Origin of the sequence: Pseudarthrobacter sp. PvP090 (assembly GCF_040547365.1) — a bacterium.
In the GTDB taxonomy this organism is placed as follows: domain Bacteria; phylum Actinomycetota; class Actinomycetes; order Actinomycetales; family Micrococcaceae; genus Arthrobacter.
The window spans coordinates 58368-73561 of record NZ_JBEPPO010000001.1 but is presented as its reverse complement, the minus strand read 5'-3'; the positions used below and the strand labels follow the sequence as shown (position 1 = coordinate 73561).

The 15194-nt window shown below is 68.0% G+C and carries 14 protein-coding genes and 1 tRNA gene; 10 read left to right on the top strand and 5 right to left on the bottom strand.

The genetic code is table 11. The annotated features are described in order from the left end of the window. Nucleotides 1-60 precede the first annotated feature (60 nt). The 8 genes from ABIC21_RS00335 (at nt 61) to ABIC21_RS00300 (ending at nt 7249) form a co-directional block, all read left to right on the top strand. The gene (locus ABIC21_RS00335; protein ID WP_354348470.1) at nt 61-861 is read left to right on the top strand and encodes an SDR family oxidoreductase; all 801 of its coding nucleotides are present in this window, start codon (nt 61-63) and stop codon (nt 859-861) included. Between the two features lie 46 nt (nt 862-907). Then, nucleotides 908-980: transfer RNA gene (locus ABIC21_RS00330), tRNA-Ala, on the top strand. 107 nt (nt 981-1087) lie between these two features. Beyond that, nucleotides 1088-1627, top strand: coding sequence for a PadR family transcriptional regulator (locus tag ABIC21_RS00325; RefSeq protein WP_354348741.1), 540 nt, complete (start codon nt 1088-1090; stop codon nt 1625-1627). A gap of 12 nt (nt 1628-1639) precedes the next feature. Then, the gene (locus ABIC21_RS00320) at nt 1640-3352 is read left to right on the top strand and encodes an ABC1 kinase family protein (protein ID WP_354348469.1); all 1713 of its coding nucleotides are present in this window, start codon (nt 1640-1642) and stop codon (nt 3350-3352) included. A 36-nt stretch (nt 3353-3388) separates the two neighbouring features. After that, nucleotides 3389-3856: a GatB/YqeY domain-containing protein gene (locus ABIC21_RS00315; RefSeq protein ID WP_354348468.1), complete on the top strand. Its 468-nt coding sequence runs from the start codon at nt 3389-3391 to the stop codon at nt 3854-3856. A 225-nt stretch (nt 3857-4081) separates the two neighbouring features. After that, nucleotides 4082-5203 (top strand): methyltransferase, encoded by a 1122-nt coding sequence (locus ABIC21_RS00310; protein ID WP_354348740.1) that lies wholly within the window; start codon nt 4082-4084, stop codon nt 5201-5203. 58 nt (nt 5204-5261) lie between these two features. Then, entirely contained in the window at nt 5262-6854 is a 1593-nt protein-coding gene (locus ABIC21_RS00305; RefSeq protein WP_354348467.1) for an ABC-F family ATP-binding cassette domain-containing protein, read from the top strand. Nucleotides 6855-6934: 80 nt separating this feature from the next. Beyond that, a complete protein-coding gene (locus ABIC21_RS00300; RefSeq protein WP_354348466.1) occupies nt 6935-7249 on the top strand; it encodes a hypothetical protein in 315 nt (104 codons plus the stop codon). Between the two features lie 24 nt (nt 7250-7273). On the opposite strand, the gene ABIC21_RS00295 is transcribed toward ABIC21_RS00300, so the two are convergent. The 3 genes from ABIC21_RS00295 to ABIC21_RS00285 are packed head-to-tail and all read right to left on the bottom strand — an operon-like array spanning nt 7274 to nt 10510. Further along, entirely contained in the window at nt 7274-8977 is a 1704-nt protein-coding gene (locus ABIC21_RS00295) for an ABC1 kinase family protein (protein WP_354348465.1), read from the bottom strand. A 41-nt stretch (nt 8978-9018) separates the two neighbouring features. Beyond that, nucleotides 9019-10014 carry a magnesium/cobalt transporter CorA gene (corA, locus tag ABIC21_RS00290; protein ID WP_354348464.1) on the bottom strand — a complete coding sequence of 332 codons (996 nt, stop codon included), beginning with the start codon at nt 10012-10014 and terminating at the stop codon, nt 9019-9021. A gap of 7 nt (nt 10015-10021) precedes the next feature. Beyond that, nucleotides 10022-10510, bottom strand: a complete 489-nt coding sequence (locus ABIC21_RS00285; RefSeq protein ID WP_354348463.1) for an Lrp/AsnC family transcriptional regulator — start codon at nt 10508-10510, stop codon at nt 10022-10024. A gap of 180 nt (nt 10511-10690) precedes the next feature. Between ABIC21_RS00285 and ABIC21_RS00280 the strand changes: the two genes are divergently transcribed. Continuing rightward, a complete protein-coding gene (locus tag ABIC21_RS00280; protein WP_354348462.1) occupies nt 10691-11929 on the top strand; it encodes an MFS transporter in 1239 nt (412 codons plus the stop codon). Between the two features lie 43 nt (nt 11930-11972). Here the strand turns inward: ABIC21_RS00280 and ABIC21_RS00275 are convergent, their stop codons facing one another. Next, nucleotides 11973-12479 (bottom strand): Lrp/AsnC family transcriptional regulator, encoded by a 507-nt coding sequence (locus ABIC21_RS00275; protein ID WP_307460300.1) that lies wholly within the window; start codon nt 12477-12479, stop codon nt 11973-11975. Nucleotides 12480-12611: 132 nt separating this feature from the next. On the opposite strand from ABIC21_RS00275, the gene ABIC21_RS00270 reads away from it, so the two are divergent. Then, on the top strand, nt 12612-13775 hold the full coding sequence (locus ABIC21_RS00270) for a trans-sulfuration enzyme family protein (protein ID WP_354348461.1): 1164 nt from the start codon (nt 12612-12614) through the stop codon (nt 13773-13775). Here the strand turns inward: ABIC21_RS00270 and ABIC21_RS00265 are convergent. Next, nucleotides 13765-15105, bottom strand: coding sequence for an MFS transporter (locus ABIC21_RS00265; RefSeq protein ID WP_354348460.1), 1341 nt, complete (start codon nt 15103-15105; stop codon nt 13765-13767). The genes ABIC21_RS00270 and ABIC21_RS00265 overlap by 11 nt on opposite strands. Between the last annotated feature and the right edge of the window lie 89 nt (nt 15106-15194).

Sequence of the window (15194 nt, the reverse complement as noted above, 5' to 3'; positions counted from 1 at the left end):
GAATGCTGGCCAGCGCGTCTCCTGCGGCCCATAGTCCGGTTGGGGCGGTAGCCTCAGGGCATGGCTCGAATTTGCGTTGCGGGAGGAACCGGTCAGGTGGGCCGCGAGGTGGTGCGGCAGGCTGTCTCAGGCGGGCACGAGGTGGCGGTCCTCTGCCGGAATCCGCCGCCCTCCGGGGACTCGGCCCGCATCTCCGGCGCCGAGTATTTTCCTGCCGATGTGACCACTGGTGTGGGACTGGCCGCGGCGCTGGTCGGGGCCGACGTCGTGGTCGACTGCCTGGAGGGGCGGTCCGGGAAGTCTCTGAAAGCCTTCGCCGACGGCGGTGCCCGGCTGCTTGCCGCCGCCGAGGACTCCGGCGTGCCCCGGGCCGTGGTGCTGTCCATCGTCAATTGCGACCGGAGCAGCTTCGGCTACTATGCCTCGAAGGCAGCCAAGGAGCTGGTCTACGAGCGGTCCGGACTCGAGACGGTCGCGCTCCGAGCGATGCAGTTCCACTCCCTCCTCGCGACGATTTTCGCCGCCGGCTCGAACCTGCGTGTCATTCCCGTGGTCAGAGGCGCTCGTTTCCAGCCCATAGCACCCGCGGACGTCGCGGCGGCCTTGGTCGAAGAGGCCGTAGAACCCGCAGCGGGTCGGCGGCACACCGTCAGGACCGTCGGCGGCCCCGAGATTCAGGAGATGGGGGAGTTCGCCCGTCAGTGGAAGGCAGCCACCGGCTCCCGCGCACGGTCGCTGCCTCTCCCGCTGCCCGGTGCGATGGGAAAGTTTCTGCGCGCTGGCCTGAATCTGGTACCGGAGGAGCGCCACGCCGGTGCAACTTTCAGCGGCTGGCTGGCAAAGAACGCGGATAGTTTGTAGCCTAGGGACACCGGCAACGCCGTTCCTTCGGGACCGGCGTTGCTTCGGGGCTATAGCTCAGTTGGTAGAGCGCTTCGTTCGCATCGAAGAGGTCAGGAGTTCGAATCTCCTTAGCTCCACAGTTTGCAGGGGTTTTGAGCCCCTGAGCGCCATGGAACTAGCACTTTCCCGGATGTATCGTTGACTATCGTTGTATATCGTTCGCGATCTTCCAGAGGAGAGCATGATGCACAATTCATTCCCGGCAGGCGGATTCCGCGGCAACAATGTCGACAGCATGTGGCAGGCCGTTGAGGAGCTGCGTTCGAGGTTCGAGAAGCGCTCGGGCTCCCGTGCGGGGCGGGGCGAGGTGCGCTCGGCCGTGCTGGCCCTGCTCGCGGAGCGGCCTATGCACGGCTACCAGATCATCCGTGAAATCGAGGAGCGCAGCGGTGGCTGCTGGAAGCCCAGCGCGGGCTCCGTCTACCCCACACTCCAGCTGCTGGCCGACGAGGGCCTGATCCGTGCCGAGGAATCCAACGGCCGCAAGATCTACTCCCTGACGGAGGCGGGCCGGGAGGTGGCGGGTGCCGGCGTGCCAGCGCCCTGGGACTCGACGGCACCGGCGTCGGGCACGGGGTTCACGGCGCTGCCCAAGGCCGGCGTCGAGCTCGCACAAGCCGCGTCCCAGGTGGCCCGCACCGGCACGCCGGAGCAGGTGCAGGAGGCCGTGGCGGTCCTCGACGACGCGCGTCGCCGGCTGTACGCGATCCTCGCTCAGGGCTGACGGGCTGACGGGGTGACAGCAGTTCGCCGGGACCGCGCAGATCCGCGACCCGGCAGCAGGGCCCACCGTGCCCGGTACCGTCGCATCCTGCGCTTCGCCGCATGGCATCTCGCGGAGACCTGGTGGTTTGAGCTGTTCCTCCCTCACCTCGGGCTGGTCCGGACCGCCGAGCGCACCAGGACCAAGAGAATGCGGCGCTTCGCGCAGCGCTTCCATGTGCTGGCGGTGGACCTCGGCGGTCTCATGATCAAAGTCGGTCAGTTCCTGTCCTCCAGGCTCGACGTGCTGCCGCCCGAGATCACCAAGGAACTTGAGGGCCTGCAGGATGAGGTGCCTCCGGTGTCCTTCTCTGCGATCCGCACCCTCGCCGAAGCTGAGCTGGGGGCGCCGCTGGAGCGGTTGTTCGCCTCTGTCGAGGAGACACCGATCGCAGCGGCATCCCTCGGGCAGGCGCACCGGGCGAGGCTTCGCCCGGGCGACGCCGCCGACACCGGGCTTGAGAGTGTTGTGCTGAAGGTGCAGCGGCCGGGCATCGACGCCATTGTCGACGTCGACCTGGCGGCACTGCGCAAAGTCGGCGGCTGGCTCAGCCGGGTTCGCCTGGTGTCCGATCGTGCCGACATGCCCGCCCTGGTGGAGGAGTTCGCGCAGACCAGCCTGGAGGAGATCGACTACCTGAATGAGGGGGCAAACGCGGAGCGGTTCGCGGTTGAATTTGCCGATGACGGCCGGGTGGGAGTGCCCGACGTCGTCTGGGAGCGGAGCACCCGCCGCGTGCTCACCCTCGAAGACGTGACAGCCATAAAGATCACGGACACGGCAGCGCTGCTGGCGGCGGGCATCGATCCGGCGCAGGTCGCCCCGGTTTTCGCCTCGGTCATGTTCGAACAGATGTTCACGACCGGTTTTTTCCACGCCGATCCCCACCCGGGCAACATCTTTGTCACTCCCTCGACCGGTCCCTCTGCAGAGCGCGCCTGGAAGCTGACTTTCATCGACTTCGGCATGATGGGCGAGGTTCCGGCAAACACGCGCAGCGGGCTGCGAAAGCTGCTCATCGCGGCCGCTGAGCGTGACGGCGAGGGCCTGGTGGCCGCTATCAGGAACGTGGGTGTGCTGCTCCCCTCGGCCGACACTGTGGAGCTTGAGCGGGCGATGACGCACCTCTTCGCCCGGTTTGGCGGGATGGGCTTCGCCGAGCTTCGCGCGGTGGACCCCCGGGAGTTCCGGGACTTTGCGGTGGAGTTCGGAGACGTGGTCCGCTCCTTGCCGTTCCAGTTGCCGGAGAATTTCCTGCTCATCATCCGGGCCATGTCACTGACGTCGGGAGTGTGCAGCTCGCTGGATGAGCGGTTCAATCTCTGGGACTCGGTCGAACCCTACGCGGCGCAGCTGCTGCGCGACGAGCGCGGCAACATCGTGCAGGACGTCGCCCAGCAGGCACTCGATGCTGCCGTATTGGCCGTGGGCCTGCCGAAACGTCTGAATGGGGTCCTGACCCGGTTGGAGGACGGGTCACTGGCGGTTGCCAGTCCCCGCCTTGAGCAGCAGGTAAAACGGCTTGACCGCACGGTGCAGCGATCGGCATCGGCCCTTATATTCGGTGCCCTGCTTGTTGCCGGTTCCGTGGTCCGCGCGGATGACACGGTCCTCGGTAATGTGCTGATGATTGTGTCGGTGGTTCCGCTGCTGCACGGACTCTGGGCGGGGCGCAGCGGCCTGTGACATCCCGATATCCTGTCCAGTGAGACGAGGAGAATTATGACCACCCTGAAAGAACGCCTGCACGCCGACGTCGTCGGCCACATGAAGGACCGCAACAAGGTCGCGCTCACCACGGTGCGCAACGTCCTGGGCGAAATCGAAACCCGCGAGAAGTCCGGCAAGACCCCGATCATTCTGGACGACGCCCAGGTGACGTCCCTGCTGCAAAAGGAAGCCGCCAAGCGCCGCGACACCGCCCGCATCTATACCGAGGCGGGGGAGGCCGAACGGGCCGCGGCGGAAATCGCCGAAGCCGAGATCATCGAGGCCTACCTGCCGCAGGCACTGACCGCAGCCGAGGTGGAGGCGATCGTTGACGAGGTGATCACGGACCTCACGGCCGACGGCACCGAACTGACCATGCGCCAGCTGGGCGCGGTGATGAAGCCGGTGACCGCGAAGGTCGCCGGACGCTTCGACGGGAAAGCCGTGAGCGAGATCGTGCGCGGCCGCATCGCCCCGTGACCGGCAGCCGGGCCGGGAAAATGGCAGACCGGGAATAGCAGCCCGGGCAGGACGGCGGACCGCCACCGGCGTGCGCCTGTATCCTGAGAAGGTGCGTCCCGCCGCACACGTCAGTCTCCGATCCGCCCCTCGGACTCTGGGATTGGAACTCTTATCGCTACCGCCGTGCCGGATCAACCCCTGGCCATCCCGACGCCCTCCCGCACGCCCCCGCAGGCAGCCGGGGTGAACGATCCCGCCGTGGTGACGTGGGCAGAGGGCGGCCACAGCAGGACCGCCCGCTGGCGGTCGGCGAACGGTCGGCCCGCGCCCGCCCGCATTGAAGTCGTCAACGACTCCCTCACGGCCGATGAGGCGAACCGGATGGCCTCCCAGGGCACCGCGATGCTCTGGCAGGGCGACTTCCACAACGCGCGGCAGATCCTCAACGCCCTCGACCGGCGGGTGGGCGCCGGGAAGAAAAAGGCCGCGCACACCCCGGCCGATGAGTTTTATCGGCACCGCCAGTCCCGCTCGCACCGGGCACGCATTCTCGGCCTGCTGCTGATTCCGCTCGATCCGGGCCCAGTGGTGCCGCTTCGGCGCGCCCCGGGCATCCAGCAGGCCGCCGAGGAGGCCTACGGCGACATCAGCGAACCTTCAGTGGTGTCGCTCCACGAGCTTGTCGGGGCCATCGGCGCGCACGAATGGCGAAAAAACGGCGTCTTCGTCGAGGCCCTGCAGGACCGCATCCACCCGCACTACGGCACGTTCTTCCCGACTCGCAGCGAGTACGTCGATCTGGTGGCCGCCGCGCCGCTGCCCTCCGACAGGCTGGCGTTCGACGTCGGAACGGGCACCGGCGTGCTCGCCGCCGTCCTCGCCCGCCGGGGCGTCCACCGTGTGGTCGCGACGGACAACGAACCCCGCGCGATTGCCTGCGCCGGCGAGAATTTCCGGAATCTGGGCGTCCAGGACACGGCCGAGGCTGTCCTGACCGACATGTTCCCGCCCGGCCGGGCACCGCTCATCGTGTGCAACCCGCCGTGGATTCCGGCCACGCCGCATTCCTCCCTGGACAATGCCGTCTACGACCCCGGCAGCCGGATGCTGTTCCGTTTCCTGAATGAACTCCCCGGCCATCTGGAGCCGGGCGGCGAGGGCTGGCTCGTCCTCTCGGACCTGGCCGAGCACCTGGGCCTGCGGTCCCGCGACGATCTGCTGGGCGCCATCGAGGCGGCCGGGCTGAAGGTGCTGGCACGGTCCGACACCAAGCCAACCCATCCCAAGGCATCCGACCGGAACGATCCTTTGTTCAAGGCCCGCGCGGCCGAAGTCACCTCGCTGTGGCGGCTCGCAACCCGCTAGCACCGCGCTCCGCCGCATGCCCCTGCCGTTCAGACCCTAACCCGAAAGAGAAATACCCATGAGCCTGATCCGGCTGCAAGACGTCAGCGTGCGCTTCGACAACACCCAGATCCTCCGGGAAGCGTTCTTCCGCCTCGAGACGGGCGACCGGGTGGGCCTGATCGGCAAAAACGGCTCCGGCAAGACGACCATCCTCAAACTGGTCCTCGACCAGGTGACACCGGATACCGGCACGGTCACCCTGGAACTGGGCACCAAGGTGGGCTACTTCTCCCAGTTCTCGGAACTCAACGGGGACGCCACGATTCTTGACGTGCTCGACGGGCTGTTTACCGAGATCAAGGCGATTGAGGCCGAGCTGGCCGCCATCGACACCTCCATCGCCGCTGACCCCGCGGACACAGAACTCGACCGCCTCATCAGCCGCCAGGCCGAGCTGTTCGAGGACATGGAACGGCTCGACGGCTGGGACTACCCGCGGCGCATCGACACCGTCCTCACGACCCTGGGCTTCGACGAGGCGCACCGCACCTGTGCCATCGACGAGCTGTCCGGCGGCTGGCGCAACCGGGCGGCCCTGGCCAAAATCCTGCTCGAAGGCCCCGACGTGCTGCTCCTCGACGAGCCCACCAACTTCCTGGATGTGGCGGGCGTCGAATGGCTCGAAAGCTGGTTCCGGGACTTCAAGGGCGCCGCGATCATCGTCTCGCACGACCGGAAATTCCTCGACGCCGTCGTCACCCGGATCATCGAGGTGGAAAACTTCCACCTGCACGAATACCCGGGCAACTTCGGCGAATACGTCGTGCAGAAACAGTTCCGCCTCAAGACCCTGGAGCAGCAGTTCGTGCACGAGTCGGAGCTCCTGGCCTTTGAAGCCGAAGGGATCTCCGACCGCCGCGAGGCGGCCAAGGCCGCCAGCAGCGGGCTGGGGAACCAGCTGGCCAAAATCAAGAAGTCCCGCACACCCCGGCCGGTCGACCAGATCGTCACCGAGATCTACGGCGGCCTGCACGTCAAGGACGTCCTCTGCCGGGTGGAGGGACTGGGCAAGTCCTACGGCGAGAAGCTGCTGTTCAACGGCCTGAGCTTCGAGATCCGCCGCGGCAACCGGATCGTGGTGCTCGGCTCCAACGGCAGCGGCAAGTCCACGCTCCTGAAGGTGCTGACCGGCGAGGAACGCGCCGACTTCGGCGACGTGGCCTGGGCCAAGGGGCCGGGCTTTGTCTCCTACAACCGGATGCTCGAGGACCTCGACGACGCCGACACCGTGTCGCACGCGGTCAACGCGCTGCCCGACAGCCTTGCGTTCAGCGCCACGAAGAAGTCCGTCAACCGTTTCCTGGCCATGTTCCAGTTCTCCGAGGCGGACCTGAAACAGAAAATCGGGAACCTCTCCGGCGGGCAAAAGGCACGCGTCGCGATGGCGCAGTGCCTCCTGTCCGGCGCCTCGGTCCTGCTGCTCGATGAACCGACCAACCACTTGGACATGTCCAGCACGCAGGTCATGGAACGCGCGCTGGTGCACTTCCCGGGCGCCGTCGTGGTGGTCAGCCACGACCGGTTCTTCAGCGAAAAAATCGCCAACCGCCACCTGGTGTTCGGCGCTGACGGCTCGGCCCCCGGCGAAATCGACGTCCGCGCCGCGTAGTGCCGGTCAGCCCCGGGACGGCTTTGCCGAATCGCATCGGGAAAGTCCTCCTGGTTGAGCGCCGGCGGGATAATGGAAGCATGACCGAACAGGACCAGGACCGCGACCCCTGGGAGGAGTTCGACCGGCTCAACCCGGCGGCACCTGACCGGGTGGCGGGCTACCCCGGGGGTGAGCCCGTGGGCTTCGGCTTCCGCACGGGCGTCCGCAGCGCGAAGGTGGCCATCGGGTTTGCCATCTACGCCCTGACCCTGGGAACCATCCTGGTGGTGGTCGGCGCCGTCGTGTTCATCCGCGAAGGCCAGTGGCTGCTGCTCGGGCTGATGGTGCTGATCGAGGCCGTGTTCGTCCTGGCGTTCCGCCGGCTGGTCGCGCAGGCACGTCTGCGCCGCTGACTGCCCGGGTGTGGAGCGGCCCTGCTACTTCCGGTTCCGGGAGGTCAGGGCCAGGTAGGCACCCAGGGCGCCGACGCCGCCGATCCCCGCGGTGAAGAGGGTCTTCGGCCAGTTCCGCCAGCGGTCCGGCTGGGCGGACACCAGCTCCCCGACGGCGTTGATCAGGGCCGCGGTGATCAGCCCGGCGACGATCCGGTTCCCGGTCTTTTCCGCCTTGTCCATCAGCCTGTCCAGCTCCTCGGCCCGGAAATGAATATCGATGCCGCCGCGCTCCAGGACGTCCACCACCCGGCGCATGATCTCCGGCGCATCCGTCCCGAAGCGCAGGGCTTCCCGGCCGAGCTTCTTCAGCCGGTCCGCCAGAGCCTCGGGGGACAGCGAGCCGAGGATCATCTGCTGCGTAAAGGGTCCCAGCTGGGTGGTCAGCTCGAATCCGGGATCCAGCTGTTTACCCAGACCGTCCGCCATCACCAGCATCTTCAGCAGCAGGGCTGTTTCCCGCGGCAGCCGCAGCCGGTACTGGCGCAGCAGGGCCGCCAGTTCCGTCAGCACCGCCACGATCGGAATCTCCGCGAGCGGCCGTCCGGCGTACCGGTCCACGAGCCGCCCCAGGTCCGTCTGCAGTCCGCCAAAGCCGCCGCTCGCCTGCGCCCCGCACAGGCGGACCAGGGCGGTGGTCAGCCGGCCGGCGTCCTGGTCCACGACGGCCGCCAGCATCCTGACCAGCTGATCACGCGTCGAGTCGCTGATCTGGCCGACCATGCCGAAGTCGATGATGCCCAGCCGCCCGTCCGCCTCCACGAAGAAGTTGCCCGGATGCGGGTCGGCGTGGAAGAACCCGTCCTCGAACACCATCTTCAACAGGACGTTGCAGGCCCGCCGGGCCAGCTCCCCGGCGTCGATCCCCGCCTCCCGCAACGCGGCAGCATCGTTGACTTTGATGCCACGGATCCGCTCCAGCGTCAGGACCCGGGCTGTTGTGGTGTCCCAGAAGACCAGGGGGATGTGGACGCGGCCGTCGCCCGCGAAGTTCGCGGCGAAGTGCTCCACGTTCCGGGCTTCCTGCAGGTAGTCCAGTTCGGCGCGCAGGGTCTGGGAGAACTCATCGACGAGGGCCGCCAGGTGGACCGCGGCGGCCCGCGTGGAGGCCCGCTCCGCGCGTTTGGCCAGCTCGGCCATGATCTCCAGGTCCTCATTGACCTGCGCCACGACGCCGGGGCGGCGGACTTTGACCACGACGTCGACGCGCCGGACGCCGGCGGCCGCGCCACCGGGGACGCCCGATGCGGCGTCCTCCGGGTCCAGGGTGATCCGGCCGCAGTGGGCCTGGCCGATGGAGCCGGTGGCGAGGGGAGCGTCGTCCAGCGAAGCGAGCAGCCGGTCCGCCGCGGTGCCGAGCTCCTCGGTGATGACGGCACGGACTTCGGCGGCTGTAATGGGCGGGGACGCGTCCTGGAGCTTCGCGAGCTCGGTGGCGTACTCCGGCGGAAGCACGTCGGTGCGCGTTGACACGATCTGGCCGAACTTGATGTAAACGGCACCGAGGTCCTCGATGGCGAGCCGGACGCGCACCGGCAGGCTCGCTCCCCGCGGCGGACGCCGGTGCTGGGCCGGGAAACCATCCGCGGGCCGGAGCCGGTCCAGCCCAAGGGTTCCCAGCGCGAAGCCCAGCCCGTGCCTCGTCAGGGTCTCCACGATGTCCCGGAACCGGTCCCGCCGTGCGCTCATGACGCCAGACTACACTCGGGTCCGCCGAACGGATCCGCCCGTCAGAGCCAGCCCTTCCGCTTGAAGATGCCGTACATCAGGGCGGCGGTGGAGCCCATCAGCCCGATGGCCATCGGGTAGCCGAAGTTCCACTGCAGCTCCGGCATCCCCTCAAAGTTCATGCCGTAGATGCCCGCCACAATGGAGGGGGCGAAGAAGATGGCCGCCCAGGACGAGATCTTCTTGACCTGCTCATTCTGCTCGGCGCTGGCCTCGTTCTGCCGGTTGGCCGTCAGCGTCCCGTCGAGGGTGAGGGCGTTCTGCAGGAGGTCCCGAAAGGAATCGGCGCGGGAGATCAGCCGCTCCACATGGTCTTCGACGTCGCGGAGGTTGTGCTGAAGCTCGGGTTTCACCTCATATTTTTCGAAGCCGCCCCGGAGCAGCTGCATCATGGCCGGGAGCGGATGGATGGCGCGCTGGAACTGGATGACCTCGCGGGCCAGTTCGTAGATCCGCCGCGAGACCGTGGAGTCGCCGCTGAACAGCTGGTCCTCGATCTCGTCGATGTCGTTTTCCAGCCCCGCCACGACGGGCACGTAGTCGTCCACCACCTGGTCCATCAGGGCGTAGAGCACAGCCTCCGGGCCGTGGCACAGGAGATCGGGGCGCTTCTCCAGCTTTCGCCGCACCTGTGCCACCCCGCCGGTTTCGGCATGCCGGACGGTGACGACGAAGTTCTTCCCGGTGAACACATGGAGTTCGCCGAATTCCACGGTTTCCGTCGCGTCCAGGTACCGCGCGGGCCGCAACACCGTGAAGAGGATGTCGTCGTAGCGTTCGAGCTTGGGGCGCTGGTGGGCCGAAATGGCGTCTTCCACGGCGAGGCTGTGCAGCCCGAACTCCGCGGCGACGGCGGCCATTTCGTCCTCCGTCGGCCGGTACAGGCCGATCCACGCCATCCCGCCGTGCCGGCTCAGGGTGTCAAAGGTCTGTTCGAGGCTCTGCGGCTCGGCGCTGCGCACGCCGTTAACGTAGACGGCGTTATCGATGATAGTCACGGGCTCATTATCCAGTCTTCAACGAACTGCCCTGGGCCAGCCGGCTGATCAGCGGTTCGGTGCGGTACTGGATGTGGGTGTACAGGGCAAGGACGGTCTCGGTCCGGATGACGCCCTTGATCCGCAGAATGGAGCGCAGGGCGGCCTGCAGACTGTGGGTGTCGGTAGCCACCACGCGGCACCACACGTCGCCGCGTCCGGAGATCTCGTGGACCTCCAGGACCTGCGCGATCAGGCGCAGCGCCCCCACCACACCGTCGAGTTCCCGGTGGTTGACCTCGATCGTCACGAAGGCGACCACGTCGTAGCCCACCGCTTCAAGATCGATCTCGCGGCCGCCGTCATGCAGCAATCCCGATCGCAGCATGCGCCGGACGCGGGACTGCGCGGTGTTGCGGGCAATGCCCAGTTTTTCGCTGAGGTCGCCGATCTGGATCCGCGGGTCCCGGATCAGTTCCAGCAGGATTTTCAGGTCGGTGGGGTCCAGACTGTTCAAATCGTCACTTCGGTTCACTTTGAGGGCAGATGATTGATTGTTTTGATCAATCTTGGCATGGAATTTGGCTGCACGGAGCAGCAATGCTGCATTCTGGGGAGTATCGAATCAGAACGGGCTGGCGATTCCCCACCAGGGGGAACACGCGGCCCGCTTCCATGCAAGGGCAAGGGCAAGGTCATGACGGTCTTCAGCGAACTTCGCATGCGCCCCGCCACGGCAGACCGCTGGGGCTGGGACGCTTCCACCACGGCACGGCTGGTGATGGCCGGCGTCGTGATCTTCACGCTGCTGGTCGGCGCGAATCTGGCCACGCCGCTGTACCCGCTGCTGCAGGCCAAACTGGGCATCACCGCCTTCGGTGTCACGGTGGCCTTCTCCGCGTATGTCCTGGCGCTGGTGGCGACCCTGATCCTGGCCGGCCACTGGTCGGACCACATCGGACGCCGGGCCGCGCTGGTCCTTGCGGTGCTGGTGGGCCTCGCCGGCGGCTCCGTTTTCGCCGCGGCGGACAGCCTGTTCGCGCTGTGTGTCGGCAGGGCGCTGCAGGGCGTCGCGGTGGCGCTCGCCACCGGTGCCAGTTCGGCGGCCCTGCGGGAGCTGCTGCCCAGCCGCCCCGAGTGGGCCTCGCGGTTCACCCTGCTGGCGTCCGCCGGGGGCGTGGCGGCCGGCCCGGCCATCGGGGGAGTGCTCTCGCTGCTGCCCGGGCCCACGACCACGCCGTATTACCTGCATTCCATGGTCCTGGCCGGGCTGCTGGTCCCGCTGTACCTGCTGAAGGCCCGCCCGGCCATCACGTCCGTCGCGGGTCCGCAGCCGTTGCGGGTGCTGGCGCCCCGCCGGCCGTCGGTGTCCAGTGAGGCGCGCGGCGCCTTCTGGCTGGCGTCCTCCGTGGGGTTCCTCAGCTTCACCGTGTTCGGCTTCTGCCTCTCCCTGGCGCCGGGCTATTTCGCGCAGATCGTCCACGCCGATTCCCGGCCGCTGATCGGACTCCTGGCGGGGCTGACCCTCGGGTCCTCCGCGCTCAGCCAGCTCCTCGCGGTGCGGGGACGTTTCGTGGTGCCGATCGGACTGGGAATGCTCGCCGTGTCGGTGCTGCTGATCGCCGCGGCGGCCGCCTGGAGCAGCCCCTGGCTGCTGATCCTCGCGAGCATCACCGCGGGCATGGGGCAGGGCGTGTCCTTCCGGACCGTCTTCAACGATGTGGCCGGGAAAGTCGAACCTTCCCGGCACGCCCAGATCATCAGCACGGTCTACGTCATCACCTACCTCGGCAGCGCCTTTCCCGTCATCGGGCTGGGCCTCGCCGCCGGGGTCGTCGGCCTGCAGACGGCGGTCGCCGGCTTTGTGGTGCTCTGCTCGATCGCCGGGGCCACCCTCGCCGCCATCACGCTGCGCGCGGCGCTGCGCCGCGCCTGACCGCCTCCGGCGGAGCTGAAGCGGCGCCGAAGTTGAAGCGGCGCTAGTCGGGCAGCGGGCCCTGGTTGCCCTGGATGTGGTCGAACACCAGAGTGGTCTCGGTGTGCCCCACCACCGGATCCGTGGCCAGATTGTCGAGCACCCAGTCGCGGAGGTCCTCGGTGGTGGCGACGGCGATGTGCAGCAGGTAGTCCACCGAGCCCGAGGTGTGGAAGGTCGAGAGCACGGCCGGAAGCTTCGGGACCCGGGCCGTGAAGCGGTCGATCTGTTCGCGGTCGTGGGCGCGGAGCCTGACGGCGATGAGGGCCTGAACCGAGCGGCCGATCGCGGAGAGGCTCAGCTTCGCCTCGAAGCCCTGGATAATCCCGCGCTCGGAGAGCGCCCGGGTGCGCATCAGGGCCGTGGACGGCGCGATGCCGACCAGCTCGGCCAGCTGCTTGTTGGAGATTCGGGCATCGGCCACGAGTGCCGCGAGCAGGCGCTCGTCGATAGCGTCCAGCGGCTCGCCGGCACCCGCTCCCGGCCGAAGATTCTTCGCACTGCTACTCACGGATCCTCCTTGATGGGTTGTCAGTTCATCATAAACGGCGCATTCCGACACTTCCATTCGCGGGCCCTACAAAACTCCGAATTATTGCCAGATACTTGCGGAATTCAACGGTGAATATTCATAAGGAGCAAGGTGCTTTCTCAAGACTCGCTGGCCGTCCACGCCGGCCGCAACGGACTCACTGAACTGGGCGTGCACGCCGTGCCGATCGATCTGTCCACCACGGCACCCCTGCCCTCCGTGCACGACGGCGGGCTCGCCTATGAGCACATGGCCACCGGCGGCACCCATGTCGAGGGTCAGAGCACCGTCTACCAGCGGCTCTGGAATCCCACCGTGGCGCGGTTCGAGGAGGGCGTCGCCGTCCTCGAGGACACCCCGGAGGCCGTGGCGTTCGCCACCGGCATGGCCGCTCTCAGCGCCGTCCTGCTCGCCGTCGTCGCCACCGGAAAGAAGCATGTCGTCGCTGTGCGGCCGCTGTACGGCGGCAGCGACTACCTGCTGGCCTCGGGCGTGCTCGGCAACGATGTCACGTTCACAACCGCGGAGGGCGTGCACGCCGCGCTTCGCCCCGACACGGGCCTGGTGATCCTGGAGACGCCGGCCAACCCGAGCCTGGAGCTGGTCGACATCGCCCGCGTGGCCGCGGCGGCGGACGGCGTCCCCGTCCTGGTCGACAACACCTTCGCCAGCCCCATCCTCCAGCAGCCCTATCTGCACGGCGCCGCGATGGTCCTGCACAGCGCCACCAAGTTCCTCGGCGGACACGGCGATGCCATGGGCGGCGTAGTGGCCGCGGCTCCCGAATGGACCACCAGGCTGCGCCAGATCCGGGCCGTCACCGGCGGCATCCTCACGCCCTGGCCCGCCTATCTGCTCCACCGGGGCCTGGCCACACTGCCGGTCCGGGTGCGCGCGCAGCAGGCCAGTGCGCAGAAGGTCGCCGTCGCCCTGGCCGGGCACGGTCTCGTCCGGCGCGTCTTCTACCCGGGGCTGCCCGAGTGCGATCCGCAGGGGCTGATCGGAACGCAAATGTCCGGTCCCGGCTCGCTGCTTGCCTTCGAGGTGGGCAGCGCCGAGCATGCCGAAAGAATCCCGTCCGCCGTCGGCATGATCACACATGCGGTCTCGCTCGGCGGCATCGACACCCTGATCCAGCACCCGGCCGGGCTGACCCACCGGCCCGTTGCCGCCGATGCCAAGCCGCATGCCAGCCTGCTGCGGGTGTCGGTGGGCCTGGAGGACCCGTCCGACATCGTGGCCGACCTCGTGCAGGCCATCGAAGCTACCCGCTGATGCCCGGAGCCCCGGCCGCCGGGGCGGGCCGGGCGGGATGCACGACGGCGGTGATCACCGCCGTCGTGCAGGCCAGCCCGATCACGGCCAGCGCCAGCGCCGTCCAGCCAAGCGACTGGAAAACCAGCCCGCCGGCCCAGCCGATGACGCTGGACCCGAGGTAGTAGGCGAGGTTGTAAAGCGAGGCCGCCTGGGCCCGGCCGGTCGTGGCGATCGCCCCGGTCCAGCCTGCGCCGACGCTGTGCGCCGCAAAAAAGCCGGCAGTGAACAGCAGGAGGCCCGCCATGATGAGTCCGAGCAGTTGCGTCAGCGTTAGGGCCAGGCCCGCCGCCATGAGCACCGTCCCCGCAATCAGCACCGTGCGCCGCCCGAACCGCTCCGTCAGTCCGCCGGCCCAGCGGGACGATACCGTGCCGGAGAGGTAGGCCAGGAAGATCAGGCTGATGATGGTGGCCGGCAGGCTGAAGGGTTCGCCCGAGAGCCGGAAGCCCAGGTAGTTGTAGACAGCCACGAAACCGCCCATCAGCAGGAACGCCTGGACGTAGAGGGCCAGCAGCCGCGGATTCCGCCCGTGGCAGGCCAGCGTCCGGAAGGCCCCGCGGAAGCCGCTGGCCGCCGCGGCCGTGAAGCCCCGGGCCTGCGGCACCAGGGCCACAAACAGGGCCGCGGCCACGGCGGCCAGGATCGAGACGGCTAGGGCCGCGGCCCGCCATCCCCAGAGTTCGCCGACAAAGCCGGCCAGCAGCCGGCCGGCAAGTCCACCCAGGGTGGTGCCGGCGACGTAGGTTCCGGCCGCCAGTGCGGCGTGGGCCCTGTTGACCTCCTCGTTGAGGTAGGCGATGGCGATGGCGGGGATGCCGCCCAGTGCCATGCCTTCGAGCATCCGCAGGCCCAGCAGCATCGGGAAGCTCGAGGCGAGCGGGACCAGCAGGCCCAGGACCGTGGCGGCCGAGATGCCCCACATCATGGCCCGGACCCGGCCGATCCGGTCGGCCAGGAACGACCACGGAAGCACCGTCGCCGCCAGCCCCACGGTGGCGAGCGAGATGGTGAGCGCCGCCTCGGCCGCCGTGATCTGCAGATCCGCCGCCATCATCGGCAGCACCGCCTGGGTGGAGTAGAGCTGGGCAAAGGTGGCGACGCCCGCAAACGCCAGGCCGGCCAGAATCTTCCGGTAGGCCGCGGACCCCTTCGGATGCCCCGGCCAAACAGCATGGGTGCCGTCGGCAGGGTCCGGCTGGATCTGGGCGTAGCCCTGGACCTGGGCCTGGACCTGGACTTGGACCAGGCCGCGGGCAGCGGGGCGACGGAGCAGTGGAAGTCGGGGCATCTCCCCAGAATAGGCTTCCAAAAGACATGCCTCCAATGCATGATTCTCATAGAATCAATAGCAAATACGGAACGATCTGGAGGATGGGC

Excerpts from the sequence above, each read along its gene's own strand:
- ABIC21_RS00335 (WP_354348470.1), top strand. The coding sequence starts at position 61 with ATGGCTCGAATTTGCGTTGCGGGAGGAACCGGTCAGGTGGGCCGCGAG.
- ABIC21_RS00325 (WP_354348741.1), top strand. The coding sequence starts at position 1,088 with ATGCACAATTCATTCCCGGCAGGCGGATTCCGCGGCAACAATGTCGAC.
- ABIC21_RS00315 (WP_354348468.1), top strand. The coding sequence starts at position 3,389 with ATGACCACCCTGAAAGAACGCCTGCACGCCGACGTCGTCGGCCACATG.
- ABIC21_RS00305 (WP_354348467.1), top strand. The coding sequence starts at position 5,262 with ATGAGCCTGATCCGGCTGCAAGACGTCAGCGTGCGCTTCGACAACACC.
- ABIC21_RS00300 (WP_354348466.1), top strand. The coding sequence starts at position 6,935 with ATGACCGAACAGGACCAGGACCGCGACCCCTGGGAGGAGTTCGACCGG.
- ABIC21_RS00295 (WP_354348465.1), bottom strand. The coding sequence starts at position 8,977 with ATGAGCGCACGGCGGGACCGGTTCCGGGACATCGTGGAGACCCTGACG.
- ABIC21_RS00280 (WP_354348462.1), top strand. The coding sequence starts at position 10,691 with ATGACGGTCTTCAGCGAACTTCGCATGCGCCCCGCCACGGCAGACCGC.
- ABIC21_RS00265 (WP_354348460.1), bottom strand. The coding sequence starts at position 15,105 with ATGCCCCGACTTCCACTGCTCCGTCGCCCCGCTGCCCGCGGCCTGGTC.